Here is a 26,584-nt window from a genome sequence, read left to right on the forward strand (position 1 = left end):
GATAGTGTTAAATTAGGGGGCATCGAACCCCCTAATTTAACCGTGCTTACATCCCCGCCCACGAGGGGACGGGGTTTTACACACGTTCAATAAAACAAATGATTAAGGACATTAGTTATATGAGAGTTTAATATTTTACAACTTCAAGGTAAATGGCAAAAGAGGCGAATTTCTTGCCAAATTTCCTCCATAACATTACCCAAGGCGTGATCGCTGTCCAGTTCGATTAACTTCACCCAAGAATGGCAACGTGCAAAGTCACGACTAGCTTCGATGGGAATAACTTCATCCTTTTTTCCATGCAAAATTAGGGTGGGGATAAGACGTTGCAAAAGCTTTTCTTGGTATTGGGCAGCATCTGTAACAAAATCGTAACTTAAAGGAATTGATCGCTTTTCCCCATAGTGGTAGACCATGATAGATTTTTCTTGCTGCCAACGCTGTACTTCTTGATCGCCTAGCTTGGGCAACCAATGGGATAAAAATCCAAAAGCTGGTGCTAGCAGCACAAGACGTTGTATTTGTAAATATTGCTGTCCCAAGTGGGCGGCGGTTAAACCACCTAAACTTGAGCCAATTAGCGTTACTGGCGTAGAATCTTTACTGAATTCTGCGGCAACTTGAGCGATCTGACGGGTGATTGTCAACTGCGAAAAATCACCAACATTCAAATCGGGAATTTTTAGCTTTGTGTGAATTTGGGTAAAGCGATCGCCTAGATCCTGGGCTTTTGCAGAATTAGGACTAGAAGCAAAACCGTGAAGATATATATATTGCAAAGCTTTAGAAGACGCGATTCATCGCGTCTGTACAAGAGTTAGGAGTAGAGACGCGATGAATCGCGTCTGTTAAGAATTTTAAATTATGAGTTTCTTTCTTCAATTCATAACTCATCACTTTTAACTCCTAACTCTTTTTGATTACCGCATTGTGACAAATTCTTCGGCTGCGGAAGGATGGATACCAACGGTAGCATCAAAGTCTTTTTTAGTTGCGCCCATCTTCACAGCGATCGCCACACCTTGAATGATCTCGGCGGCATTTTCACCCACCATGTGAGCGCCTAGTACTTTGTCGGTGTTGCTATCAACTACCAACTTCATCATTGTCTTCTCTTGCTTACCAGTCAAACTATGGTACATGGGGCGAAAGCGAGTGTGATAAATTGTTACTGCATCACCGAGTTTTTCCCGTGCTTCAGCTTCTGTTAAGCCTACTGTTGCGGCTTCTGGGTTGGAAAATATGGCTGTGGGAACAGTTTGGTGACTGAATTCGCGGCGATTATTGCCAAACTCACTATCAGCAAAAGCTCGTCCTTCGCCAATGGCGATGGGAGTTAAATTGATTCGGTCTGTGACATCGCCAACGGCAAATATATTCGGTTGATTAGTTTGACTATATTCATTGACTGCGATCGCGTTTGTGGTAGCATACCCAGGCCCTTCCATAGAAGTAGCGACAACATCAACCCCAGCGTTTTCTAAACCTAGTCCATCTACATTGGGAGTTCGACCAGTCGCCACTAAAAACACGTCGGCAATTACTGGTTCTTGGTTTTCCCCTGATAAAGTTAGTTTAAACCCTTCTGGCACACGTTCAATTGCTTTTACCACATTATTCTTAATCAGCCGAATTCCGTGGTTAGTCATCCCCTCTTCAATTTCTGTGCGAATATCTTCATCAAACCCCTTCAAAATCTTTTCACCTCTGGTAATTTGTGTCACCTCAGAACCCAAACCGCGCATAATACAGGCAAATTCCGTGCCGATATAACCAGCGCCAATAATGACGATGTGTTTTGGCTGTTCTTTTAGATAAAAGATTTCGTTGGAAGTAATGCCATATTCCATCCCTGGTAAATCTGGTTTAACGGGACGACCGCCAACAGCAATTAAAATTTTATCTGCTGTCACTTTGCGTCCATCAACTTCTACGGTGTGGGAATCTAGCAATGTGGCGCGTCCAGAAATTAGTTCTACTCCGGCTTTTTCTAAAAAGCTGATGTGTAGTTGCGACAGTCGTCTAACTTCCTTGTCTATAGATGTAATGAAATATTCCCAGTCCAACTCAGCATTACCGACTTTCCAGCCATAGCCTGAAGCTTCACTCAATAGTGCGGGAAAGTGAGAGCCATAGACCATGAGTTTTTTAGGAATGCAACCGCGAATCACACAAGTGCCACCAACTAAATCATATTCAGCGATCGCCACTTTTGCCCCATAGCTAGCCGCCCGTTTGGAAGCCGCTAAACCTCCAGAACCCGCACCAATCACAAACAGGTTATAATCAAAAGTCATAAATTTATGTTCTCTCTAGCAAAAAGTTAGTTCTTGGGAACTCATGCAACAGAATGTCATTGGACTATATAAGGATATCCGGTGAACCCTATGTAAGTCCTGTCCTTGATTTAATCTAGCGTTAGCAGCTGTTCTCTGATCGTAGGGAATATCACTTTTTGCTTTGGTTGCTGTAGAGGCAGTGGCTAACACTTGTTATAGTTCTACCTCTGGGGGCGGTTATAAATTTATGCTCCTGCTACGTTGGAAAAACGAAGTTTACAAAATATTGCTGAAGTCTGGAAGTCTTAGCAAAGAAAGTAGTTCAGTTTGTTCCCAACCCACCAGGCGTTGTTTCTGGGGTGGTAGTTCCTGACCGATCGGCCGGAGTTGTAGTGTCAGTTGGTAGAGTTGTAGTGTCAGTTGGTGGAGTTGTAGTGTCAGTTGGTAGAGTTGTAGTGTCAGTTGGTAGAGTTGTAGTGTCAGTTGGTAGAGTGACTGTACCTGTAGCAGGCGGTTGATTGTCTTGTGGGTTTTGGCTCGTCGGCTTTTCTGCTGGAGAGGTTTGAGATGATAGTCCCATAGAAGATGGTTTAATTCTTTCTGGACTGACGCTAGCCTCTGCATATTTCCCTTTGGGATCTAAGACTTATTTAAACGGCTCAATTGATGGCAATCTCATTCGTTATATAAATCAGTCACAATACCATTACAACCAGGTGAGATTTAATCTCAGTATTTACCACCAGCTATCCCAGCGAATGTATGGAGAACTTAGTTAGAGTAATCAACAGTTATTTTATGCCAATAACAGCGATCGCCTGGATAGCTTCAAAGCAGGCGATCGCTTTTTAAATGAAAATTCCCTACAACTATCTTTGGGACGGCGAGATCCCTTAACTTCAAAATTAACGTTAGATAGCTTCTACGAATTGAGTGTAAATTTTGCTGACCCCCAAAGCCGCGATCGGATAATTAATTCCTTTTGGGTGTCTCTAAACTATTACTTGCAAAAGCCTCTCCAGGTTGGTATTAACTACCAGATGAATTTATCGGACTTTACACAGCGCGATCGAGAAGACGAATTTCATCGGCTGTTCGGACACTTAATTTACCGAATATCCGATACTACTAATATGAATGTACAGGCTGGGGTAAGTTTAGGTAATTCAACCGTCGAAAACATTGATTTTGATGGCTGGTTCTTCAGTATTAATTAAAATTTGCAATTAGGTCGGTTTTGAAATTTGTCATTTGTCACTTGTACCGAGCGTAGCTGTGCCGAGCGTAAAGCCTACGGCATAGCTACGCTTAGGGCGCAGCCTCTCATAGAGAAGTATTTGTGATTTTTCAAAAATGAATACACATCTCTGAAAAAAAGAGCAAACTCTTTTAAATAGTTATATAAATTACCATATTTTTGCTCAGTTGGGCTTGAATCATACTTTTTCATCCCCTGCTTGTTGGCTTACATCTGCATTCCCTCATACATATAAAAAATATCCCCTACCTTAGATTCCAAAAGCAGGGGTTTTGTTAAATACTACTTAACAGAAACAGCATCAACATCAATAGTGCTTGCAGTGGTAGTAGAAGTCTCAGTAGTATTAGTATTAGCTGCTTCAGCTTCAGTTCCTATATTACCCTTACGAGCTTTCCAGCCTTCAATTACTAGCCCAGACACCTCACTAACCAGCAGAGTCAAAAGGAAAACATCATCAACCTGTCCGATTATAGGGAAAACGTCAGGAAGCAAATCAAATGGGCTGACCAAATAGACTAATGTTCCTAAAACTACCCACCAACGGTACTTGGGGTTACGAAGCAAATTGCCATACCAGGTGTAAAGTGATTGGATTGAAAATTTCATATTTTGAGCCTCCAGTTATCTTTAATTTTGACAAATTATCTTAAAAACTCCCGGTGGGAATAACCGTCCTAGTTAGTCTGGTAGACGCTACTCGTAATTTCTTACCAAATACCTACTCTGTAATTTTGTACAAGATTCTGGTATTGCAAGGGTTTTATTTTTACTGTGCTGTGAAGCCGCCCGTTACGATGGCAAAACCGTCACGATTGATGATTGGAGTGGCAAGCCTCCAAAAAATTCCTACAACTACGCTACAGATGACCAAGGCGATCGCACCCATCTTAACTACTATTTATGATTGGGACAACTTCAAGGAAACTTGGTAAACCAAACCTGTAGGCAAAGGGACAGGTATGGGCATGGCAATCAGCTATCAAATTAGCACTGAAAAACATGGTGGCAAATTGGAATGTTTTTCTACTTTTAGTGAAGGAAGTGAGTTTATCATTCAATTGCCTACCCAGCAACAAGTTGGACTTGTAGTCTAAGTCAAATACACCATGCTTACACCATCTTTTTAGGTTTTCGAGAAATTTATATTTTGGAATTCCCTCATTTTGCATTAATCTCTAGAATTAAAATGCTTTAGCACATTTGCTCTAGTCGTGGAGGGAGGAAACTTAAACAGTGGATATTTTAGATTTGTTTTATAAGGGCGGGCCAGCGATGTGGCCTTTGCTTATTCTCTCGATTCTATCTTTCAGTGTCATTTTTGAGCGTCTGTGGTTCTGGGTGCGAATTTTGACTCAGGAAAAGCAAATAGTAAATCGCATTCTGGATGCAGCCCAGGATAATTGGCAAGTAGCTGCGGATATTGCAAGAGAAGCAAGCCATCAACCTGTCGGGCGTTTTCTCTACGCACCCTTACGTTTCCCAAAAACTGATGCGGAAACCTTTCGACTAGCACTTGAGGCTACAGCCGAAGATGAATTGGCTGGAATGCGGCGGGGTGAAAAGCTTTTAGAAGCCGTAATTGCCCTAGCGCCACTGCTGGGATTGTTGGGTACGGTTTTGGGTTTAATCAGAGCTTTGCGAGCAATTCGGATTGGCGATTTGGGAACTGAATCGACAGCTGGGGTAACTACTGGTATAGGTGAATCCCTAATAGCTACGGCAACTGGGCTAATAGTTGCCATTATTAGCTTGGTATTCTACCGCCTATTTCAAAGTTTTGTAGTTAACCAAATCAAAGTTTTTCGGAAGGCAGGGAATGAGATGGAATTGCTCTACCGCCAGTCACCCCCTGATTTTAGTAATAGTACATCAGCAATTGTACGGGAAAATTTTACTCCACCCCGCAAGCCAGGAAAGACTAGGTTGCCTGAACCTCCTGAACCCCCGAATGTTCCTAATTAGGCTATAGTTCAACCCCAGAATCAGGCGTTTAAATTGAAAGAATGAAAGTTAATCTACATACCCCAATTGAAGAAGTCCAAATTCAAATCATCCCTTTAATTGATGTCGTTTTTTGTATCCTGACATTTTTTTTGTTAGCGGCATTACAATTTACGCGGCAACAAGCAATAAATGTTGATTTGCCCAAAGCCAGCCCCAGTACAGTATCTGGAATAACATCCCAGAGTGGAAGTTTGATTGTAACTATCGATGCTGTTGGCAATACTTACATAGAAAAACAGGCTGTAAAACGGGACGATTTGGGAGCGAGGTTAAAACAGTATCTCCAAGCAAACCCCAGTGCTATTGTGGTGCTAAATGCTTCGCGGACAGCAACTTACAATGATGTGATTGAGACATTAGATTTGCTACGGCAAGTGGGAGGCGATCGCGTTTCTTTAGGAATTATTCCTGGCCCATCTCAACCACCCACCAACTCACTCAACCAACCTAATATCCCCTCTTTCCCGATCAATCCTGGCACAGCCCCAGTTCCAGGTATCAATCCCGAAGGGAATATTACCCCTAAATTTCCCTTAGCACCTAATTCCGTACCCTTACCTGGCGTAAGTCAGCCTCCAATCAGGCAAGGCATTAGTCCTATCAATCCTGGTATTTCCAACCCGCCAGCATCCCAAGCGCCTGTAGCACCGAAACAAACTCAACCTCCTCTTAAAAGATGAAATAGGGATCGTGGGGCATGGGGCATTGGTTATTTTCCCCCTGCCTCTCCCTTCAAAACTTTTCCCAAACCTAAAGATATCTAGAATAAATTCTGGATAGAGAAAAAAACACTGCTAATTTAAAAATAATTGGTTGAGCTTTAAAGATTTCCCATTGTATAGATATAGACTGAGCAATTTATCGCCAATTACCATCCACATTTCATACCAAATTGGGGAAGGATGTCTTGTTTAACTAGATGGGTTAACAGATTGGAAAGCGCTTGGAACAAGCCTTTTTCACTGTGCCATAATTACGTTAGCGACGCGAAAAGCGAGTCCGCGTTCGCTTTTCGCGTCTCGTAGAGAGCGTCATTACCAATTACGAATTACGAACTAGTATCAAGGGTTGTGGCATGAATATCGTTACACTTTTAATTGTTTGGGTAGTAACAGCTATCAGCCTGTTGATAATTAGCAAATTACCTTTAGGAGTTGAAATTGATACTCCTGGTAAAGCCTTTCTTTCTGCCGCAGTGCTTGGTATTGTGACGGCAATAGTCAGACCGATTTTAAGCCTCATTTTTGCAGTCCCCAATTTACTTACACTGGACTTACTATCCGGCATTTTTACATTTATGATTGCCGTGGTTTGTTTTAGTATTGCTGCTTGGTTAGTAGAGGGCTTTCGCTTACGTTACGGGATTTGGAGTGCTGTTATTGGAGCATTTACGCTGACTATCATTAACAGCTTAATCTACAAATTATTGGGCGTTTAAAATCAATAGTTAGGAGTAAGAAGTGAGGAGTTAGAAATTAGGAGTTATTAACAACTCATGACTCCTAACTCCTGTGGAGACGTGATTAATCGCGTCTCTACTCCTAACTATTCGTTGGAAGTTGGGGGAGCAACGGGGGTAGTTGATTGTTGTTTACGTTGTTCGCGTTTTTTGCGATCGGCTGAGAGCATATCTGCCATCACCACCAGCGCTTGCGCCATCTTGTCTAGGTTAGAACGATATAATTCCAAATCCTTGTTGAGTTTGTCATCAGATATATGCAAGCCAGCAGCGATCGCTTTTAGCGCCTCAGTGAGTTGCTTTTGATCTTTGACTAATTCAGGATCTGACTGTTCTAATAACGAAAATAAACCAATTGCGAACAAACGGTTGTATTTAAAGTTAGGATTGTTGGCGATCGCTTGCAGTTGTGCTTGCAAGTCAGTATCTCGATCTAAGTAAGTAGTTTGGCCTAGCCACCCAATTAAATCTTTAACTGGCAAACCTTTAGCTACAGCTTGCAATCTTTCAGCATCCTGCTGATAGTGTTGCGGATCTTGTTCTATAGCTCGACAGAGGGCATTAAAAATTGATTCTTGATCCCTTTCTGGTTGATAGCCTTCCATGAAGCGATCAAAAGTAGTGACGACACCCAAGGCATAAATTGGATTGTAGCTAAAATCGATATTTACTGACAGCAGATGCATTTCTACCATCAATTCCTCTACCACCCGACGATAAATAGTGTTAATCGGACGGGTGTGAAGATTGTAAAAAGTTCTTTTTGTATCAGAGACAGTACGGACGTTATTCACAAAGCAAATGTTAAGGGCAACGTATCTTTATTTTGTCGCTTAAAGGCTACTTTGCCAAGTTGAGCTTTTGACTAGCGACGGTTTCATTTACAATATAAACAAATCAGAAGTATTTTATAAGCTAGTAGCCATAGGGGATTAAGACCCTTTCCTCTAAAAAACTAGCCCAAAATATTTATCCTTAATGATTTATTTATCGCATTTATGAATTTCTCGCCACAGTTAATTGCTTTAGGTGAGTACCTAGCTGGTGAATTTGATAATCAGGAACAAGCTATAGGAGAACCTGTTTGGTATGTCCATCTCCGAATGTGGCAAAGACCAATTAATCTTTTCACAGAAGATAGCATCACCCTGTTCGCCGAACAAGCTAACGCGATCAACCTAGATAAACCCTACCGCCAGCGAATTATGCGGTTGCGTCAGGGCAGCAATAACACATCCCTGGAAGTACAATACTATGTGCCTCAAGATCCAGATGCATTAAGAGGCGCAGGCAATAACCCTATTTTACTGAACACACTGACACTCGAACAATTAGATTTACTACCAGGTTGTATCCTAACAGTAACTCAGGAAACACTAGCTGGCGATCGCTATAAGTTTACCGCCACCCCACCACCAGAGACTCGTTGCAGCTTTACTTATCTTGGTAATAGCATCTATGTTTCCTTGGGATTTGAAACCACTGGGGCAGAATTTCACAGCTACGACAAAGGAATCGATCCGACAACTGGAAAAGCAACTTGGGGAGCGATTATGGGCCCTTATCGCTACACCAAGCGAAATCAGTATCAAATAAGATAAATATTATGAGTTATAAATTACAAATTATGAAGTTTCAATTAACACCTGTAGAGACGCGATTAATCGCGTCTCTACTCCTAACTCCTAACCCTTTTTTAGCTAGCGATGCTACGAGGTACACCTTCTAGAGCTTCCTCTTCTGTTTCAAAGATTTCAAAGACAGTATCCATCATCGTCACTTCAAACACGAGTTTGGCTTCTGGATGTACATTGCAAATGCGGAAACTACCCTTGACTTTATCAGCATCACGCATTCCAGCTACCAAAGACGTAAGACCAGAACTATCAATAAAATTTACCTGAGCCAAATTTACAACTACATGGCGGCTGAGTTTGGAAATACACTCTTGTAACTTCAGGCGAAATTGCCAAGCAGTGGTAATGTCGAGACGACCTGCTGGTGTCAAGACAATAACAGTGTTTCCGTCTTGTGTTGTATAAGTTTTTTGGTCTATATGAATCACTAAAGCCCTCCCCTTGGCATTTATCTTAAGATTAGCTAGTTACAGAATTGTCTAATGCTGCCACTTGAGATTAACAAGCTATAGCTAAAATTGTCACCTTTTTCTGCTAAGTGCTTAACTTTAGTAGTTTAACTCATCAAAATAGTGGGGCATGGGGCATGGGGAAATGAGAGAAGTGGGGTAGATAACAAAGTGAGGGATAAAGAATTAATAACCAATGCCCAATGCCCAATGCCCAATGCCCAATGCCCTATTAATTTGGTATCCAGTTGATCCAATCTTGAGGCTTGAGGAAAGTTTCATACAACTCGGCTTCAGGGGAATTAGGTTCCGGTTGATAGCCGTATTCCCAGCGCACTAAAGGAGGTAGGGACATGAGAATTGATTCGGTACGTCCGTTGGTTTGCAGACCAAAAATGGTGCCTCGGTCGTAAACTAGATTAAATTCTACATACCGTCCCCGGCGATAGAGTTGAAAATTCCGTTGGCGATCGCCATACTCTATCCCATGTCGCCGTTCTACAATTGGTACGTAGGCTGGTAAAAATGATCTACCACAGTCTTGGACAAAGGCAAACAAATCTTCCCAATTACGGGTTGCTGGTATTCCCAACTGGTTGCTATGAATAGCCGCTTCCCCATTGGGATTTGGCCCCCGATATAAAGCACCTTGACCATCTTGGTAATCAAAAAACAGACCACCTACGCCCCGTGTCTCATCACGATGCTTGAGGTAAAAATATTCATCGCACCACGGCTTAAACACAGAGTAATAGTCTGGGTGATGTCTGTCACAAGCTTGTTTTAATGTTTTGTGTAAATGTGCCGCATCTTCAGCAAAGGGATAATAAGGTGTTAAGTCAAGACCACCACCAAACCACCACACTGGCCCCGCTTCAAAGTAGCGATAATTTAGATGAACTGTAGGCACGTAGGGATTGTGAGGATGTAACACCATTGAAGTTCCCGTGGCATAAAAGCCATGACCCTCGGCTTCAGGGCGTTGGGCTAAAATTGAGGCTGGCAAATGAGAACCCCAAACTTCAGAAAAATTTACACCTGCTTGTTCAAATATTGCACCTTCTCGCAGCACGCGCGATCGCCCTCCACCTCCTTCAGGGCGTTCCCAACTATCTTCATTAAACTTAGCCACACCATCTAGTTTTGCCAATGATTCGGCAATTTCGTCTTGTAGCTGTTTCATAAACTGACTGACTCTAATCTGAGCGTCAGGTGCTGGCAAAGACTTGGATGATTCTGCTACTACAGTTGGTGTTTGCGAGTTGGTCAACATAGATTCCCGAACCTAAATTACAATTTATTTCCAGAAAGCCACAAATTTCTTATCTTAAAATTTGGGGGAAACACGCGCCAAAAATCAAGCTCTATTTGCCCAACCCGCTTTTTATTACTGGTTAAGCATTTATCCGATTGATAGGCATCACTAGAGTTATTTTCCCTCAAATGCGTATAGGCTTGTATATTGACTGAACTTTTTTTGTTAATTTTTACTATTTAGCTTATTTGGTATTCCAGGAACTGAGCGTAGTTGCACAGAATACCAGAGTTACCAGAAAGTGTCTAGAGAGGGGGAGGATTAGGAAAATGCAAGATTGGTTATCCAAATTCATCCACCGCAAACGTCGTCGGTTTTGCGCTTCTCTGGTGCGGACGTATCGAGAGATTAGTTCTGCTTCTGTAGATGAATTGTGGCAAAAAGTCGCTGACTTAACAGATGTTTCCTGGCATCCATCACTTAAGAGTACTAATGTACCCTACGGATTAGTACCCAAACCAGGATTGATTTTTCACGCAGTAACACGCTTTTCGCCGATTCCCATCCGTATTTTTGTGGAGCGCGTCAATCCTAGAGAGATGCTGACTATCCGAGTGCTAGCGATTCCGGGCATAGAGGAACGAGTTACTTATCAAGTAGAGTCAACGGTTTGTGGTACTTGTTTGTCTTATTCTGTAACCCTACGGGGTTGGTTATCGCCTCTGATTTGGTCTTTATCCCGTCCTTATGCAGACCGCGTAGCACGGTCTTTAGTAGAAGCAGCAGAAAAGACGGCATTACCAACGGTATCTGGTAAGAAAAAATCTCTTGATGACAGTTGTTTTGATTTTTAGGGAATGGGGAATGGGGAATGGGGAAAAACAAATAATACCCAATACTTTTCTACGAGATCCTGTCCCTTAAGCGAAGCTATGCCGCAGGCTTTACGGCAACGCTCAGTACAAGTACCCAATGCCTAATTCCCAATGCCCAAAGAAAGTTAAGATTCTATTAGGTAATAATGCTAATTACTAAGTTTTATTACGGCATTGACAGTAAAAACACTAAGCTGACCTTACTTAAGAAAGTATCGAGTTAATAGCTAAGATGTTCGCCACAAGTGTATCTATTCATTGTTGAATTTTAAATTTTTATGTACGATGTCCTCGATTCTCGCTCTGTCCTAGAAATTTTGCGTCCAGTGGAAGATCCAGAGCTCCGCAAAAGTCTGGTGGAACTGAATATGATTCGTAACGTCAAAATTGACGATGGTAAGGTGAGTTTCACTTTAGTGCTGACCACTCCTGCCTGTCCTTTACGTGAATTTATCGTTGATGACTGTCAGAAAGCTGTCAGAAAGCTACCAGGTGTTACAGATGTCAGCATAGAAGTAACCGCAGAAACACCGCAACAAAAAAGTTTGCCAGACCGTACTGGCATTTCTGGTGTCAAAAATATTATTGCTGTTTCCAGTGGTAAAGGTGGCGTTGGTAAAAGTACGGTGGCGGTAAATGTCGCAGTGGCTCTAGCCCAAACTGGGGCGAAAGTCGGTTTGTTAGATGCTGATATTTACGGCCCTAATGACCCCACCATGCTGGGTCTGGCTGATGCCAAAATTGATGTGCGTTCGACTGAAACAGGTGACATCCTAGAACCTGCTTTTAATCATGGTGTCAAATTAGTTTCAATGGGCTTTTTGATTGACCGAGATCAACCAGTAATTTGGCGGGGGCCTATGCTCAATGGTGTAATTCGCCAGTTTCTTTATCAAGTGCAATGGGGAGAATTGGATTATTTGATTGTAGATATGCCACCGGGAACCGGAGATGCTCAGTTAACCTTGACTCAAGCAGTTCCAATGGCAGGGGTGGTAATTGTCACCACGCCGCAAAATGTAGCTCTGTTAGATTCTCGCAAGGGATTGCGGATGTTCCAGCAGATGAATGTCCCGGTATTGGGAATCGTGGAAAATATGAGCTATTTTATCCCCCCCGATCAACCAGATAAGCAGTATGACATCTTTGGTTCCGGTGGTGGCTCCAAAACTGCCGCCGAATTGGGAGTGCCACTTTTGGGGTGCGTACCGCTAGAGATTTCCACACGAGTTGGCGGTGACAGTGGTGTGCCGATAGTTGTTGGCGATCCAGATTCAGCTTCAGCAAAAGCATTAACAGCGATCGCTCTTAACATTGCTGGTAAAGTATCAGTTGCTGCCTTGACATAATTAATTTTAATTTCTATCTGCTTCCTGGGCTATGTCTTGGGAATACTAAAAATTGATTGGGCATGGGGCATGGGGAGAAGGAAAACAAAAGACAAGTCAAAAGATCGCACACAACTTTAGAGAGACAGAGACAACGAAAATAACCAATGCCCAATGCCCAATTTCCAATTTCCAACACTTAAAAAAGTCTAAATTGGCACAATGTTATTAAAACGATCGCTCCCCAAAATTCGCTGGAAGTCTTGGGTTAAGCCCTGGCAACAGGTAGATTGGCTCCTATTTTTTTTGCCCGTTGCTCTCAGTATCTTTGGTGGCATCATGATTCTCAGTACTGAACTGAAGCAGCCAGTAACAGACTGGTGGTGGCACTGGATGGTAGCGGGTATCGGCGTGCTTATAGCCCTATTTTTATCTCGCATCCGTTACGAACTTTTGATGCAGTGGCACTGGGTAACATACTCACTAACGAACTTCAGCTTAATCGCTGTAATGATTGCTGGTACCAGCGCTAAAGGGGCACAAAGGTGGATTAGCATTGCTGGCTTTAACGTGCAACCCTCAGAATTTGCCAAAATCGGTATGATTATCACCTTAGCGGCTTTGCTACACAGGCGGACTGCTTCTAGCCTCGAAGGTGTTTTCCGCGTTCTGGCAATCACCGCCATACCTTGGGCATTAGTATTTTTGCAGCCAGATTTAGCAACATCACTGGTATTTGGTGCGATCGTCTTAGGAATGCTTTACTGGGCAAATGCTAACCCAGGCTGGTTAATTCTGATGATTTCTCCTGTGATTGCCGCCATTTTGTTTAGTATATCTTGGCCTTATTCAGAGCCGATAATTTTATTCAAAGAACTATCTTTTGGCCCATTAGGGCTAATTTGGTCATTTGCGATGGCTATCGTCGGCTGGCAAACTTTGCCCTGGCGTAGATTTGGTTTCGGTGCTATCAGTGCGTGGACTCTCAATATACTCGGTGGCGAATTAGGAGTCTTCGCTTGGAACCATATTTTAAAACCGTATCAAAAAGATCGGTTAACTGTATTCATGGATCCCGATCACGATCCACTCGGTGCTGGGTATCACTTAATCCAATCTCGTATTGCCATTGGTGCTGGTGAAATTTGGGGATGGGGTCTGTTCAAGGGGCCAATGACGCAACTGAATTTCGTACCTGAACAGCATACAGACTTTATTTTCTCCGCAGTGGGGGAAGAATTCGGTTTTGTCGGTTGTTTGGTAGTGCTGTTTGTCTTCTGCTTAATTTGCCTCCGTCTGCTACATGTTGCCCAAACCGCCAAAGATAACTTTGGTTCCTTGTTGGCTATTGGGGTTTTGTCGATGATCGTGTTTCAGGTGATTGTCAACGTTGGCATGACTGTAGGTTTAGCGCCTGTGGCAGGAATTCCCCTACCTTGGATGAGTTATGGGCGTTCTGCTATGCTGACTAACTTCATTTCCTTGGGAATAGTAGAATCGGTAGCAAATTTTCGCCAAAAGCAGAAGTATTATTGATTCGTCATTGGTCATTTGTCCTTTGTCCTTTGCTAATAACCAATGACGAATGACAAATGACTATTAACAAGTATTAAGCTATTAAAAGGAAACAAACGAGGCTAAAAATATGATTCTGCCTGGAGCAACTGTTCGCGTCAAGAATCCCGCAGATACCTATTATCGTTACGAAGGACTCGTGCAACGACTAACTGATGGCAAAGTAGCCGTATTATTTGAAGGTGGTAACTGGGATAAATTAGTTACCTTTCGCATAAGCGAATTGGAACTCGTAGAAACCATAGCCGGACGGAAAAAAGCTAAATAATATTAGTTAGGAGTGAGATTACAGACGCTATTAATAGCGTCTGTACAGGAGTTAGGAGTTATGATTCTTCAACTTCTAACTCCTAACTCTTAACTCAGCACTCAGCACTCAGCACTCCCATGCGCCTTCCTCTACCACAGTTTGCCACTGGCGATCGCCATCCCAACCACATTGCGGAGGTGATTGAGACTACTAGTACCGAATTTCTAGCTCAGTGTTTGGAACCAGAAGATTTGACCTTCCCCTCCATGCCACCCTTTGGTAGTTGGGTTTGTTCTGTGGATGAAGAATCTGGAAATCAAGTTTATGGTGTAGTATACTATGCTACTACAATGCCGATAGATTCTGTACACCGAGCGAGAGCTTTGGGGTTGTCATTGCAAGACTTACGCGAGGAACAACCCCAAATATTTGCCATGCTGAGAACAGAATTTCGCGCTGCGATCGTAGGATTTGAACAATCTTCCCAGAATCGAGGTTATAACCAAAGAATATATCAGTATCTACCACCCCGTCCTCCGCAAATTCATCAAGCTGTTTATCGGTGCGAACCAGAAGCGATCGTTAAATTTACTGAAGAACTAGATTTTTTGCGGACACTACTTTGTATTAACGGTGCGCCAGTCGAGTCTTTAACCGCAGCTGCCATTCGAGATGTATACCAGTTACGCAAAGCTGACCGAGAATGGCTAATTAAAGCTGGACGTAACCTGAGCGTGCTACTTAAAGATGACTACGATCGCTTGCGGTTTATTTTAAGTCAAATCCATCCGTAGATAGTTAGTTCTTAAACAATTACCTAGTTAGTGTAAGTTATTAATATTTTTGTTGATTTTTCGTCAGGTGGCTTCGCAATTTTATATCCATCAGGCGATCGCCCCAAGGTAATCGCAGTTTTACCATAGCCCCTTCAATTCCTACATCATGGAACTCATATCACAAGTTCTTGTTCTGGAATCAAATTCCCAAGTTCTTGGCAAGGAACCAATTGTCCCCTTTGCTATTTTGCTGGTGGTCATCTTAGTTATACCCATCATGTTTGAACGGCTAAGATTACCAGGATTGGTGGGTTTGGTTTTCTCAGGGCTAGTACTTGGGCCTTCAGGCTGGCATCTATTTCAGTCTGACTCACCGATCATTAACCTGCTATCAGACATTGGGTTAATTTATTTGCTATTTGTCGCAGGGCTAGAAATTGATCTAGAAAAGTTTCGCCAACAAAAAAGTCGGGCTTTTGGGTTTGCTAGCTTGACTTTTAGTGTCCCCCTAGTGATGGGAACCTTAGTAGGTTTGATTTTAGGCTATGGCTGGAATACTTCAATCTTAATTGGCTCTTTATTCGCTTCCTATACCCTTTTGGCATATCCCATAATCAGCCGTTTAGGAGTGGTAAACAATGAAGCTGTTACTGTCACCATTGGAGCTAAGATTTTTACAGATATTGGCGTAGTACTGATATTAGCCGTTTGTGTAGGCATTGCTCATGATGGGTTGTTCAGCTTTGCTGAACTACTCACCTTGTCCGGTCGGTTAATTATTTACTCTGTTGCCGTTGTCACAGGTTTTGATTGGGCAGGGAAGGAATTTTTTAAGCGGTCTGGAGATGACGAAGGAAACAAGTTTTTGTTTGTATTACTTTCTGTCTTTCTGGCGGCTGTGGGCGCTCAATTGATTGGAGTAGAAAAAATTGTTGGTGCTTTTTTAGCGGGTTTGGCAGTAAATGAAGCTGTGGGTGAAGGCCCAGTTAAAGAAAAAGTAGTATTTATTGGCAGTGTGCTGTTTATTCCCATTTTCTTTGTTGACCTTGGCTTACTGATCGATCTTCCCGCCTTTGTGAACAACCTGGACACGCTCAAGTTAACCCTGTTGATGATAGTCGGTCTAATTGTCAGTAAATTGATTGCAGCTTTGTTGACAAAATTGGTTTATCGCTACAAGTGGCAAGAAACGTTAACCATCTGGTCGCTATCACTTCCCCAGGTTGGTACAACCTTAGCAGCTACGTTAGTGGGATATCGGGCTGGGTTGCTGCCACTAGAAGTATTACACAGTGTCATTGTCTTAATGGTTGTAACATCAACCTTGGGGCCGTTAATCACCAGTCGAATAGCTGTTGGTTTGAATTCCTTGCCAGCCGAAGATCCAGCAACACCTTTGCCTGACCAGAATGCACCAAAAACAGGCAGCGCTTTTACGATAGTTGTACCTGTTTATAATCCTCATACCGAACAGCATTTGATTGAAATGGCGGCCTTATTAGCGCGTCAGTGTCAGGGAAAAATTATACCACTGGCGATCGCTAATGCTGCTGCTCACATGGATGCACCGCAGTTAGAAGCTTCTCTACAACGCAGCGAGCAGTTATTGACCAAAGCCACGGCACACAGTCGAGTATTGGGTGTTATCGCAGAACCAATGCTGCGAATTGATGATGCCTTTGCTCAAGGAATTAGCCGAGCCGCCCGCGAACAAAAGGCTAACTTAATTGTTATGGGTTGGGGTAAACGCACTGGGTTACGAGCGCGTTTATTTGGCAATGTGATTGATGGTGTGCTTTGGGCATCCCATTGTCCAGTCGCAGTAACACGTCTAGTAGAATCACCGAAAAAAATTCAGCGCATCTTAGTACCAGTAGAAAACTTAACAGCACCTATATTACAACCTGTACAATTTGCCCAGATGCTGGCAGAGGAAAATCAGAGCCACATTACTGTCCTAAATGTGTGCGATCGCCGCACTAGTTCCAGTAAAATTGCTTGGAGGCGATCGCATCTCTCCCTAATGGTATCTAATTTAGCTTTGGCTAATGCCCCAGAAATTCAAATTATCGCTCACGAAAATGTTGCCCAAGCAATTTTGCAGGCAGCCCGATTATATGATTTAGTAGTTTTACCTTTTATACGCAATCATACCAGCCCTGGAGGGTTAGCAATTAGCGATGTTACAACCCAATTAGCCAGACAACTCACCTGCTCCATTATCATGCTTGGAGAACCACAGCGCACTCAAACCACAAATGTAGTTATGTCTAAGACAGTTACTAGCGTTACATCTGCTGTATAATACTGAGCAGATTTCAGTCCATCTGAGTTAACTAGGGCTACGATCTGCATTTACAAAAAACTTTGCAACAAATGAATAGACTGTAGGGATATTTGTAGATTCCTACAGTCTATTCTCTGCGGCTTTGCATTCAACGAGAATATTAGTAGCTGTAAAAAACACTTTATATTATTGAAGATTTGATGAACTTTAATTAGAAGACTGACATACTGAGACTAAGTTTGTTATTTTGCTAGTTAAATTATTAAAAAAGCAGGTAAAAACATCACAAAACTCTAACGGTAGAAAACAAGTAAGTTCAACAACACTTTTTGATTAAACCTCGATATTTTGTGAGTTCTGTATTTTTGTCCCCAAGCTGGGTAATCTAAAAGTAAGTGCAATAGCTACTGAAAATATTTGTAAGTAACTGGGAAACTATGAGAATTTTGGTGACGGGCGGTGCTGGGTTTATTGGTTCCCATCTTATCGACCGATTAATGACCGAGGGGCATGAATTAATATGCTTGGATAATTTTTACACTGGTCACAAACGGAACATACTTAAATGGTTAGGTAATCCGTACTTTGAACTGATCCGCCATGATATTACCGAACCAATTCGGTTAGAGGTGGATCAAATTTATCATTTGGCTTGTCCAGCTTCACCAGTACATTACCAGTACAACCCAGTTAAAACCGTAAAAACTAACGTCATGGGAACCCTGAATATGTTGGGGCTGGCTAAACGTGTAAAAGCTAGATTTTTCTTGGCTTCAACGAGTGAAGTATACGGAGATCCCGAAGTTCATCCCCAAGTTGAAGAGTATAGGGGTAGCGTCAATCCCATTGGGATACGTTCATGCTACGACGAAGGTAAAAGAATTGCTGAGACTTTAGCATTTGATTACTACAGACAAAATAAAGTTGATATTCGAGTTGTGCGGATATTTAACACCTACGGCCCGAGAATGTTAGAAAACGATGGTCGGGTAGTGAGCAATTTTATAGTTCAAGCCTTGCGGGGTAATCCTTTAACCGTGTACGGAGATGGTTCGCAAACTCGTAGTTTCTGCTACGTTTCCGATTTGGTAGAAGGATTCATCCGCCTGATGAATAGCGACTATATTGGCCCAATGAATTTGGGAAATCCTGGTGAGTACACGATTTTACAGTTGGCACAAGCTGTGCAAAATATGATCAATCCAGATGCACAGATTAAATTCGAGCCATTACCTTCGGACGATCCCCGCCGTCGTCAGCCTGATATCACCAAAGCAAAAACTTGGTTAAATTGGGAACCTACCATTCCTCTGCAAGAGGGGTTAAAACTGACAATAGAAGATTTCCGCGATCGCATTCAAGGCGATGGCAATAATTCAACCAACTAAATAGCGCCTAACATCGCTCTGAATTTTCATGCAGGCTCATCCGCTCGGTAGCTGGTATGCTTAGTGGCTGAGTTTACTAACACTGTGTTAAGTGTCGTATTGATAACTTCTTTTTGAAGACTACACCCAAAAAAATTAGGGAGTTTAAAGAATGCGTGTTTGCGTGATTGGTACTGGTTACGTTGGTTTAGTTACAGGCGCTTGCTTGGCTCATATTGGGCATGATGTAATTTGCGTAGACAACAACGAAGAAAAAGTTAAGTTAATGAAGTCTGGACAGTCCCCAATTTTTGAGCCGGGACTCTCAGAAATTATGCAGTCTGCCATTCAAACAGAGAAGATTCATTTTACAAGCGATCTTGCTGCTGGAGTTACCCACGGAGAAATTCTGTTTATTGCTGTGGGAACACCACCTTTACCCACTGGTGAAAGTGATACCCGTTACGTGGAAGCTGTAGCCCGGGGAATTGGGGAAAATCTCAACGGTGGTTATAAGGTGATCGTGAATAAGTCTACAGTCCCCATTGGCTCAGGTGACTGGGTGCGGATGCTTGTTCTAGATGGTGTTGCAGAGCGGCAGAAAGCATTAGTACCCGCAGGTGGAGTGCCGAGTGATGAGAAATTACCTGAGTTTGTAGCCGAGTTTGATGTAGTAAGCAATCCAGAATTTTTGCGCGAAGGTTCAGCAGTTCACGACACCTTCAACCCCGATCGCATTGTACTAGGAGGCAATAGTCAAAGAGCAGTAGCCTTGATGCAACAACTGTATGCCCCAATTGTAGAACGCAAATACGCTGAGGATCAATCTTTACCCCCAGTGCCAATTCTGGCAACAGACCTGAGTTCGGCGGAGATGATTAAATACGCCGCGAATGCCTTTTTAGCTACCAAGATTAGTTTTATTAACGAAGTTGCTAATATTTGCGATCGCGTCGGTGCTGATGTCACCCAAGTAGCCAAAGGCATCGGTCTAGACTCCCGCATTGGTAAAAAGTTTTTACAAGCTGGTATTGGTTGGGGTGGTTCCTGCTTTCCCAAAGATGTTTCGGCTCTGATTCACACTGCTGATGACTATGGTTATGAAGCCCAGCTAATGAAAGCTGCTGTTAGTGTCAACGAACGCCAACGCTTGATTGCTCTAGAGAAACTCCAACAGGTTCTGAAAATTCTCAAAGGCAAAACAGTCGGACTACTCGGACTGACGTTCAAGCCAGATACCGACGACTTGCGCGATGCTCCAGCCTTGATTTTAATTGAGCAGCTAAACAGACTGGGAGCCAAAGTTAAAGCTTACGACCCCATTATTTCTCAAACAGGTATGCGTCATGGGCTTTCTGGTGTGCTAGTAGAAACCGATGCCGAAAGACTAGCTGACGGCTGCGATGCCTTGGTACTAGTCACCGAATGGGAGCAGTTCAGCACTCTCGACTATGTGAAGATGGCAAAATTGATGGCTCATCCCGTTATCATTGATGGTCGTAACTTCCTCGATCCTGAAGCAATGATCCGCGCCGGATTCCAATATGTAGGTGTGGGAAGGTAGAGAGTTTTTAACTGACGCACAAAACAAACCCCCTTTTTAAGTCCGCGAGGGTCTTGGTCGTACTTGCGTCACGTAGTGAAGACCACTAACTCAAAGATTTAGTGGGGATGTAAAAACAGCGTTTATTTATCCACCAGTGGTCAGAATTCAGCATGAATTCTGACCACTGGTTCTTTTTATTCTATTTTGATTTATGCTTGTGTAAGCTGATCGCGTTCCATTTTCCACGATATCTTACTTGAGTTAGCAAGACTTCAATAACCATCATCGTATAATAAACGCAACCAGCATAAAGCGGAATTTATGAATGCCAAACAGAAAATAATTGAAGAGATAGAAAACGTACCAGAAGAAATTATATACGAGGTTCTGGATTTTTTACTTTTTTTGAAAGCTAAAGAAGATAAAGAAGATTTAGAAGATGCAAAGGCTGCATTAAAAGAAGCACAAGAGGTTGGTACGATTTCCTTGGGTGAATTCAAAAGAGAATTAGGTTTGTGAGTTACGAAGTAGAAATTGCTCCATCTGCAAAAAGACAGATAAAAAAATTACCTCATGATGTCCAGCAAAAAGTGGTTGCTAAATTGGAAGAACTTGCTTTTGAGCCTCGTCCTGATGGTGTGACCAAATTAGAAGGTTCGGATAATTTATACAGAGTCAGATTGGGAAAATATCGAATTATTTACGAAATACAAGATGGTTTATTATTAGTCACGGTAGTTAAAGTAAAGCATCGTAGAGATGTTTATAAATTATGAACAACGAAAAATATAACTAAAAATTTTGCGTTTTGAACTTGTCCTATTTTGAATGAAAAATTGATATTCAAATAAAGTTTTAAGCTTTTTGTCTGTATCGAGGGCTAAAAAATTAGATGCGCTTACCCTGTATGACTACCCAGAGTGCGACACCGAATAGCCCGTCGTAGACATCCCTTATTTTTGGTTGTGGATCAAATAGAGCGATAGTATTCCATTAGACGCGTTACCATTGACTCTAAAACTTCGTGTTGAGGTTCGAGCGAAGGTCATGTCAACACCTAAATTGGCAAAATGAATTAAGGGACGTAATTGAGAGATGGATAGAGAATAAAATTGATCTTGATGATAAAGTTTGAGAAATTTTAGCTAAGAATTTAGTGATTTAATTTAGCTCTAATTCTGTGTCCAGCAATGCGTGGTTTACCTCCACACACACCTGGAGTAATTTCAATATGTTCTGAGATTACGGATATCTTAGACATCTGTGTTTATTATCCAAGAAACATCCATATAAGGATAAATTATATCCTAATCATCCACTGATTAGCGACCGCTTTTAGTTATGGATGAAATAGTGCGATCGCTTTTGGTTGTGGATGAGATTGATCGATCGCTTTTTAGCCTATATTTCGCAGATTTTTCTGACTAAATCTGAAAAATTTTGATATTTTTGCGTAAAAATATCATATTAAGCGCTATTTGGAATACGTTCAACTTCAGCATATCCACTGAAAATAAGTTTTTGACCTTCAGTTTCTAATCGGTTGAGTCGCATTTTCACTCCATCAAGGTCAAAACGATCCAAATCGACCATATTATCTAAAATTTCTACCAGCGCCACGCTCAAGGTTTGCGAAATTTCTCGTTGTGCTTCTGGTACTTGGTCTAGTTGAATTTTCGGATCTTTAAAAGAAACTCGCCGTCGCCTTTCAATGCCTATAGTTAGATTCATGCTCAGGGGTACAAGTTCGCCATTATTTAAATCTGCTTTTGCTACAAGCTGCAACCGATTTTCTGGTAATAGCTGCACCTGAACCTCCGTAAAGGAAACTGGTTCACCACCAGATAATTCTGTCAGGGATGGTACGGAGAGGTTTAGCAGGCGCTTTTTAACCAGTTCCGCGCTAAAGGCTTGGTTGATGCCTGCTTCTGATAAAATTACTTGAGCGATCGCTTGAGTGGGTTGCTTAAGATTGAGTTTGCCACTTAAAACCGAGCCGAAGTCAATAGCCACCGCATCGGTTTCAAAAGACATCTCCTCCACCGCGAAATCTTTCCGAATCACCAAGCCACGACCGCTCATTTTGAAGCTATCAATGCTGCCTTGCAACAGTTTGCTGGAGGGGTAGCAGCGCACAAAAACTTCTACTGACTCGCTTTGCGTAAACAGGTGGCGAATCGTTTGGCTGGCGACTGTGTTGAGCATCCGCTCTCCCCAATCAGTGCCTTTAGGATCTTGTAAACCAGTAAGTCCGCCGAACATGTGGTTTTTAGTCTCTAGAAGTTCTTTATACTTTTGTAACAAACTGTGAAGAATACAGCAAGCGATCCCGTGATTAATTGTGCTGATGGATGGAAGTTGGATAGCTGATGGCAAATAGTTAAATGTATTAAATATTACTGATTTTATTGAAAGAGGAGAAGCGATCGCGGATATGTTAAAAATAGTCTCAAGCCAGCGATCGCTCCACAGTTTTTATTTGTCCAAAAATTTACGTATTATAAAGTGTTATTTTTTGCCTATACCTGGGAACTCTAAGTTGAGAAAAAGAAGTCTCCGGGTGCAAAAATGGACTCTTTTGTAATTACAGCAAATCAAGAGAGCCGCTACGATAGGCATCATCTGATTGATTGGTGGGATCAAAATCGGCTCAAGACTTCGAGAGTACTGGTTGCTGGATCTGGTGCTTTAGGCAATGAGGTGCTAAAGAATCTGGCTCTTTTGGGTATCGGTAATATCACTCTTATTGATTTTGATACGGTTTCAATTACCAATCTTACAAGGTCTGTTCTATTTCGAGAGTCTGATGTTGGTTTGCCAAAGGTAGAGGTTGCCCGTCAAAGGGCTTTAGAAATTAACCCAGAGATAGCGATTCAGGCAATTCACGGGGATCTGGAATTTGACTTGGGGATTGGAGATGTCCGCGAGCATGATCTAATTATTGGTTGCCTGGACAGCGTTAATGCACGTTGGGCAATAAATCAGCTTGCCTATCGTGCTGGAATTCCTTGGATAAATGGGGGTATTGGCGTAGCTGAGGGGGAAGTAAGTTTTTTTGATCCCACTACTGATGCTGCTTGTTATGAGTGCAGCATTTCTAGCCAGATGTGGCAACGGCGTAACCAGCGATACTCTTGCCAGGGAATGAAACGAAATATCCCAGAATCTGCAATGCCTACTACAGCGACGATTGCTTCGATAGTGGGGGCAATGCAGGTGCAGCAAACTCTTCTACACTTGCATGGCAAAACTGGGTTGCTGAATCCAGGCGAGAAAGTGTTTCTAGGTTTAAATCCTTGGATGGCTTTCAAGGTGCAAATTCAGCGACAAGAATCTTGTATCGCCCATGATTTAACTATTAAACCGACAGTGAATATCAAATACGATCCAAGTTTCAGCGTTAAAGAAATTTTGCAGCATTTGGATGAATCTGGATTTTCACAGCCCATTCTCTGGCTGCGAAATGAAGTTATTGGGATGATGCGATGCTTAAATCCTGATTGTAGTTATCAAGAGCAAGTTAATACACCCTTACGCCAATATCCAGAATCAAAACTGTCTTGCCCCAAGTGTAACCATGAACGAGATTTTGAAATTATTAGGAATTTTGCACTAGAGGCATCTGGAGCAAATATTAATCTTGGAGAATTATGTCTACCGAAGAACGAAATTTTACACTGCGAGACTACGAAAGGTCTAATAGCAATTCAATTCAGCCAAACATAGGAGTAACCATGTCTGATTCAGTTTCTGTAGTTATTCGTTCAGCCGATCAAACTCGTAAGGCTGCTGTTTCATTACCTGCTGCCCTTACTGTTGAACAATTACTGCAAACTACCCAACAAAAATGGAATCTACCATCAAATACTAATTATGCAATGCGTTTAGAACGGACTGGACAACAGTTAGATCCTGCAATAACCCTCCAAGGTGTGGGAGTTCAGGAAAATGATGTGCTTGAACTTTATCCAATTTTGGAGGCTGGTTGATTATGGGTATCCGAGAAAAACGTCTAGAAAATGATTTCAAAGAATTATCTCAACTTGTTAGTAATTCTGGTGATACGCTTGCCATTGCTTCAAGTCAAGGACAACCACCTAATCAGTATGTAATAGAGTATCGCTGTCGAGGGATAGAAAAGCTACAAGAGCAAGAACCCGTCTTTCGCACTCATCACCGAGTAGAAATTAATCTTAGCAGCACTTATCCCAAAGAGAAGCCAACTGCTAAGTTTCTCACCCCCATACTTCATCCTAATGTTTATACTAATCTGAATGTTTGTCTTGGTAACTACTGGACAATGGCTGAAACTCTTTCTGAGTTAGTTATCCGTATTGGCAAAATTATTCAATATTCGGATGATGTTCTAAATTTGAATAGTCCAGCCAATAGTGATGCAAAAATTTGGGCTGCAAATAATCGGCGACGTTTCCCAGTAGATACTCAAAATTTTAAATCTGCTAAAAAACCATCAGCAACAATTGTTTGGAATGATTTATAATCTACGCAAAATTCGGGCAGTACTTCGTTCTCGATTTTCCAAAGGTATTGCGATCAATAATACAGATTTTCCTAAATTATCTGAACCTAATCATTTGATAGAACAAAATGAGAGACTTTTAGCTCAACTAAATCATATTGAGTGGGTGGAATGTGAAGATGTCTATAAACCAACTGAAAAGCGAATTCAGGAATTCATTACTGAACGAGATATTTCCTCTTTAGAATTTAACCAAGTTTATATTTTGCGGGAAGCGCTTACAGCACTGTGTCAGCATTTAGAGAAAGATGTAAGCGTTGAACATGGGGGTATTCTGTTTGGTCAAGCATACATTGATCCTGAGCATGGAATTTATGTAGAAATTACAGCAGCAGTGGCAGCACCAGCAACAATTGGAACAGGAGCGCATTTAGAATTCACGCCAGAATCTTGGTTGCAAATTATGGATTATGCCAGGGCTGTTCACCCAGAGACAAATATAGTGGGCTGGTATCATTCTCATCCAAGTATTGGCGTGTTTATGTCAGGAACAGACATGAGAACACAGCGAGCTTTTTTTCCTCATCCCTGGTGTTTATCAATTGTTTGTGATCCGATAAGGCGCGAAATTGGTTATTTTTTGGGAGAACAAGCAAAGCGCCTTATACCAGTTAAATTTAATTAATTTGTACAATGGAAGTAAAATTTTATTGTTTATTAATTCAGAATAATCGGTCATTATTATTCTGAATAAACGAGATTAGTTTGGTGATAAATTGCCAAAAAATAGTTTTTATATATTTTAATATATGAGTCGCAATTCAGAAGAAGACTTAAATGTGATAAGGGCTATATGTGTAGCCTTGGGAGTACCTGTATTTAAATATTTATTTAATTTATATAGTTGGAATTTACTAGGATTTATTATATTAATATGTGCAATTATTATTTTAGTCGTATTTATCCGTGAGAAAATATCTCAAAGTAATATTTTAGACGATAACCCCCAATCACAGGAATCATTTCCTAATAACCAAGATACAAACAAATCATCCTCAATAAATGCTAGTTCGCAGAATATTCAATGGACTGAAATAGGTACATATTACTCAAATACTTCGCAGACAAATGAAAAAAATTATAATGCAGATATTGAGCCAGATTTTTTAAGCGGTGGAAACGTAAATGTTACTATAGAAGAACTACTGACCAATCTAATAGGGCAAAAAGACCGTGTAACTGGTGAGGTTTTTAGTCAAGGAGAGACAGTATATTTCTGTGTGCCTTGCCAACTTGGATACCATGAAGATAGCTGGCAATTCTTGAATCAAAAATGTGAGCAATGTGGTTCTGATAGCATTACAAGATATACTCTGACAACAAAATATGATGAATATATTAATCAGGGTAATGCCTGCTATAACTTAGGCAATAATCAAGCAGCGATTGATAATTACAATCAGGCAATCCGTATCAATCCTAACTTTGCTGATATTTACAATCGACGAGGTGCAGCTCACTATACGCTAGGCAATAATCAAGCAGCGATTGAGGATTACAATCAGGCAATTCGTCTCAATCCTAACTTTGCTGAAGCTTACAACAGCCGAGGTGTAGCCCACTATAAGCTAGGCAATAATCAAGCAGCGATTGAGGATTATAATCAGGCAATTCGTCTCAATCCTAACTTTGCTGAAGCTTACAACAGCCGAGGTGTAGCCCACTATAAGCTAGGCAATAATCAAGCAGCGATTGA

29 protein-coding genes and 2 pseudogenes are annotated in these 26,584 nt (G+C 41.8%); 22 read left to right on the forward strand and 9 right to left on the reverse strand.

Features of this window, described 5'->3' with window-relative positions; translation table 11 throughout:
- Positions 1–143: 143 nt before the first annotated feature.
- From V7K38_RS10900 to V7K38_RS10910, 3 genes are all read right to left on the reverse strand, one after another.
- The gene (locus V7K38_RS10900; protein ID WP_334857698.1) at positions 144–779 is read right to left on the reverse strand and encodes a YqiA/YcfP family alpha/beta fold hydrolase; all 636 of its coding nucleotides are present in this window, start codon (positions 777–779) and stop codon (positions 144–146) included.
- A gap of 141 nt (positions 780–920) precedes the next feature.
- A complete protein-coding gene (gor, locus tag V7K38_RS10905) occupies positions 921–2,297 on the reverse strand; it encodes a glutathione-disulfide reductase (RefSeq protein ID WP_334857699.1) in 1,377 nt (458 codons plus the stop codon).
- A gap of 258 nt (positions 2,298–2,555) precedes the next feature.
- Complete coding sequence (locus V7K38_RS10910) at positions 2,556–2,903, reverse strand: hypothetical protein (RefSeq protein ID WP_334857701.1); 348 nt, start codon at positions 2,901–2,903, stop codon at positions 2,556–2,558.
- Between V7K38_RS10910 and V7K38_RS10915 the strand changes: the two are divergent.
- Positions 2,846–3,496, forward strand: a pseudogene (locus V7K38_RS10915) (hypothetical protein); the annotation flags it as partial. The gene V7K38_RS10910 and the pseudogene V7K38_RS10915 sit on opposite strands and share 58 nt — an antisense overlap.
- A 323-nt stretch (positions 3,497–3,819) precedes the next feature.
- On the opposite strand, the gene V7K38_RS10920 reads toward V7K38_RS10915, so the two are convergent.
- Positions 3,820–4,146 (reverse strand): YkvA family protein, encoded by a 327-nt coding sequence (locus tag V7K38_RS10920; protein WP_334857702.1) that lies wholly within the window; start codon positions 4,144–4,146, stop codon positions 3,820–3,822.
- Positions 4,147–4,199: 53 nt separating this feature from the next.
- Between V7K38_RS10920 and V7K38_RS10925 the strand changes: the two genes are divergently transcribed.
- The 5 genes and pseudogenes from V7K38_RS10925 (at position 4,200) to V7K38_RS10945 (ending at position 6,982) form a co-directional block, all read left to right on the forward strand.
- Positions 4,200–4,472: a hypothetical protein gene (locus V7K38_RS10925; protein ID WP_334857739.1), complete on the forward strand. Its 273-nt coding sequence runs from the start codon at positions 4,200–4,202 to the stop codon at positions 4,470–4,472.
- A gap of 21 nt (positions 4,473–4,493) precedes the next feature.
- A pseudogene (locus V7K38_RS10930) lies at positions 4,494–4,634 on the forward strand (hybrid sensor histidine kinase/response regulator); the annotation flags it as partial.
- Positions 4,635–4,773: 139 nt separating this feature from the next.
- On the forward strand, positions 4,774–5,502 hold the full coding sequence (locus tag V7K38_RS10935) for a MotA/TolQ/ExbB proton channel family protein (protein ID WP_334857703.1): 729 nt from the start codon (positions 4,774–4,776) through the stop codon (positions 5,500–5,502).
- 41 nt (positions 5,503–5,543) lie between these two features.
- Complete coding sequence (locus V7K38_RS10940) at positions 5,544–6,224, forward strand: ExbD/TolR family protein (RefSeq protein WP_334857704.1); 681 nt, start codon at positions 5,544–5,546, stop codon at positions 6,222–6,224.
- Positions 6,225–6,619: 395 nt separating this feature from the next.
- Positions 6,620–6,982: a phage holin family protein gene (locus V7K38_RS10945; RefSeq protein WP_265275079.1), complete on the forward strand. Its 363-nt coding sequence runs from the start codon at positions 6,620–6,622 to the stop codon at positions 6,980–6,982.
- Positions 6,983–7,089: 107 nt separating this feature from the next.
- Here V7K38_RS10945 and psb29 read toward each other — a convergent pair whose 3' ends face one another.
- The gene (psb29, locus tag V7K38_RS10950; RefSeq protein ID WP_334857705.1) at positions 7,090–7,797 is read right to left on the reverse strand and encodes a photosystem II biogenesis protein Psp29; all 708 of its coding nucleotides are present in this window, start codon (positions 7,795–7,797) and stop codon (positions 7,090–7,092) included.
- Between the two features lie 204 nt (positions 7,798–8,001).
- Between psb29 and V7K38_RS10955 the strand changes: the two genes are divergently transcribed.
- Positions 8,002–8,604 carry a chromophore lyase CpcT/CpeT gene (locus V7K38_RS10955; RefSeq protein WP_334857706.1) on the forward strand — a complete coding sequence of 201 codons (603 nt, stop codon included), beginning with the start codon at positions 8,002–8,004 and terminating at the stop codon, positions 8,602–8,604.
- A 95-nt stretch (positions 8,605–8,699) separates the two neighbouring features.
- Here V7K38_RS10955 and V7K38_RS10960 read toward each other — a convergent pair whose 3' ends face one another.
- Entirely contained in the window at positions 8,700–9,068 is a 369-nt protein-coding gene (locus tag V7K38_RS10960; protein ID WP_012411454.1) for an STAS domain-containing protein, read from the reverse strand.
- A gap of 253 nt (positions 9,069–9,321) precedes the next feature.
- Positions 9,322–10,362, reverse strand: a complete 1,041-nt coding sequence (gene hemF / locus V7K38_RS10965) for an oxygen-dependent coproporphyrinogen oxidase (RefSeq protein ID WP_334857707.1) — start codon at positions 10,360–10,362, stop codon at positions 9,322–9,324.
- A gap of 311 nt (positions 10,363–10,673) precedes the next feature.
- Here hemF and V7K38_RS10970 point away from each other — a divergent pair, with 311 nt between their 5' ends.
- The 10 genes from V7K38_RS10970 (at position 10,674) to V7K38_RS11015 (ending at position 21,124) form a co-directional block, all read left to right on the forward strand.
- Positions 10,674–11,198 (forward strand): SRPBCC family protein, encoded by a 525-nt coding sequence (locus V7K38_RS10970; protein WP_334857709.1) that lies wholly within the window; start codon positions 10,674–10,676, stop codon positions 11,196–11,198.
- Between the two features lie 299 nt (positions 11,199–11,497).
- Entirely contained in the window at positions 11,498–12,568 is a 1,071-nt protein-coding gene (locus tag V7K38_RS10975; RefSeq protein WP_334857713.1) for an Mrp/NBP35 family ATP-binding protein, read from the forward strand.
- Positions 12,569–12,769: 201 nt separating this feature from the next.
- Positions 12,770–14,083, forward strand: coding sequence for a rod shape-determining protein RodA (gene rodA, locus V7K38_RS10980; protein WP_334857715.1), 1,314 nt, complete (start codon positions 12,770–12,772; stop codon positions 14,081–14,083).
- 109 nt (positions 14,084–14,192) lie between these two features.
- Positions 14,193–14,390 (forward strand): NAD(P)H dehydrogenase subunit NdhS, encoded by a 198-nt coding sequence (locus V7K38_RS10985; protein ID WP_334857717.1) that lies wholly within the window; start codon positions 14,193–14,195, stop codon positions 14,388–14,390.
- A 119-nt stretch (positions 14,391–14,509) separates the two neighbouring features.
- Positions 14,510–15,166 (forward strand): HAS-barrel domain-containing protein, encoded by a 657-nt coding sequence (locus tag V7K38_RS10990; protein ID WP_292696733.1) that lies wholly within the window; start codon positions 14,510–14,512, stop codon positions 15,164–15,166.
- 148 nt (positions 15,167–15,314) lie between these two features.
- Positions 15,315–17,453, forward strand: coding sequence for a cation:proton antiporter domain-containing protein (locus V7K38_RS10995; protein ID WP_334857720.1), 2,139 nt, complete (start codon positions 15,315–15,317; stop codon positions 17,451–17,453).
- A gap of 419 nt (positions 17,454–17,872) precedes the next feature.
- Positions 17,873–18,823 carry a UDP-glucuronic acid decarboxylase family protein gene (locus V7K38_RS11000; RefSeq protein WP_334857721.1) on the forward strand — a complete coding sequence of 317 codons (951 nt, stop codon included), beginning with the start codon at positions 17,873–17,875 and terminating at the stop codon, positions 18,821–18,823.
- Positions 18,824–18,974: 151 nt separating this feature from the next.
- Positions 18,975–20,366: a UDP-glucose dehydrogenase family protein gene (locus V7K38_RS11005; RefSeq protein ID WP_334857722.1), complete on the forward strand. Its 1,392-nt coding sequence runs from the start codon at positions 18,975–18,977 to the stop codon at positions 20,364–20,366.
- Positions 20,367–20,669: 303 nt separating this feature from the next.
- Positions 20,670–20,867 carry a hypothetical protein gene (locus tag V7K38_RS11010; protein WP_334857723.1) on the forward strand — a complete coding sequence of 66 codons (198 nt, stop codon included), beginning with the start codon at positions 20,670–20,672 and terminating at the stop codon, positions 20,865–20,867.
- Positions 20,864–21,124, forward strand: coding sequence for a type II toxin-antitoxin system RelE family toxin (locus V7K38_RS11015; protein ID WP_334857725.1), 261 nt, complete (start codon positions 20,864–20,866; stop codon positions 21,122–21,124). Before V7K38_RS11010 ends, V7K38_RS11015 begins: the two co-directional genes overlap by 4 nt.
- 377 nt (positions 21,125–21,501) lie before the next feature.
- On the opposite strand, the gene V7K38_RS11020 is transcribed toward V7K38_RS11015, so the two are convergent.
- Together V7K38_RS11020 and V7K38_RS11025 are read right to left on the reverse strand one after the other, a co-directional pair.
- Positions 21,502–21,609: a DUF433 domain-containing protein gene (locus tag V7K38_RS11020; RefSeq protein WP_334857727.1), complete on the reverse strand. Its 108-nt coding sequence runs from the start codon at positions 21,607–21,609 to the stop codon at positions 21,502–21,504.
- A gap of 206 nt (positions 21,610–21,815) precedes the next feature.
- The gene (locus V7K38_RS11025) at positions 21,816–22,610 is read right to left on the reverse strand and encodes an LmeA family phospholipid-binding protein (protein WP_334857737.1); all 795 of its coding nucleotides are present in this window, start codon (positions 22,608–22,610) and stop codon (positions 21,816–21,818) included.
- A gap of 306 nt (positions 22,611–22,916) precedes the next feature.
- Here V7K38_RS11025 and V7K38_RS11030 point away from each other — a divergent pair, with 306 nt between their 5' ends.
- The 5 genes from V7K38_RS11030 to V7K38_RS11050 all read left to right on the forward strand — a co-directional run.
- Positions 22,917–24,074: a HesA/MoeB/ThiF family protein gene (locus tag V7K38_RS11030; protein ID WP_334857728.1), complete on the forward strand. Its 1,158-nt coding sequence runs from the start codon at positions 22,917–22,919 to the stop codon at positions 24,072–24,074.
- 8 nt (positions 24,075–24,082) lie between these two features.
- On the forward strand, positions 24,083–24,337 hold the full coding sequence (locus tag V7K38_RS11035; protein ID WP_334857730.1) for a hypothetical protein: 255 nt from the start codon (positions 24,083–24,085) through the stop codon (positions 24,335–24,337).
- A gap of 2 nt (positions 24,338–24,339) precedes the next feature.
- Complete coding sequence (locus tag V7K38_RS11040) at positions 24,340–24,849, forward strand: ubiquitin-conjugating enzyme E2 (RefSeq protein ID WP_334857731.1); 510 nt, start codon at positions 24,340–24,342, stop codon at positions 24,847–24,849.
- Positions 24,839–25,513 (forward strand): Mov34/MPN/PAD-1 family protein, encoded by a 675-nt coding sequence (locus V7K38_RS11045; RefSeq protein WP_334857733.1) that lies wholly within the window; start codon positions 24,839–24,841, stop codon positions 25,511–25,513. The genes V7K38_RS11040 and V7K38_RS11045 overlap by 11 nt, the downstream gene beginning before the upstream one ends.
- Positions 25,514–25,637: 124 nt before the next feature.
- Positions 25,638–26,584 (forward strand): tetratricopeptide repeat protein (locus V7K38_RS11050; RefSeq protein WP_334857735.1); only part of this gene is annotated, 947 nt, incomplete at its 3' end.

The sequence above is a fragment of the Nostoc sp. genome, assembly GCF_036917465.1.
Classification (GTDB): domain Bacteria; phylum Cyanobacteriota; class Cyanobacteriia; order Cyanobacteriales; family Nostocaceae; genus Nostoc.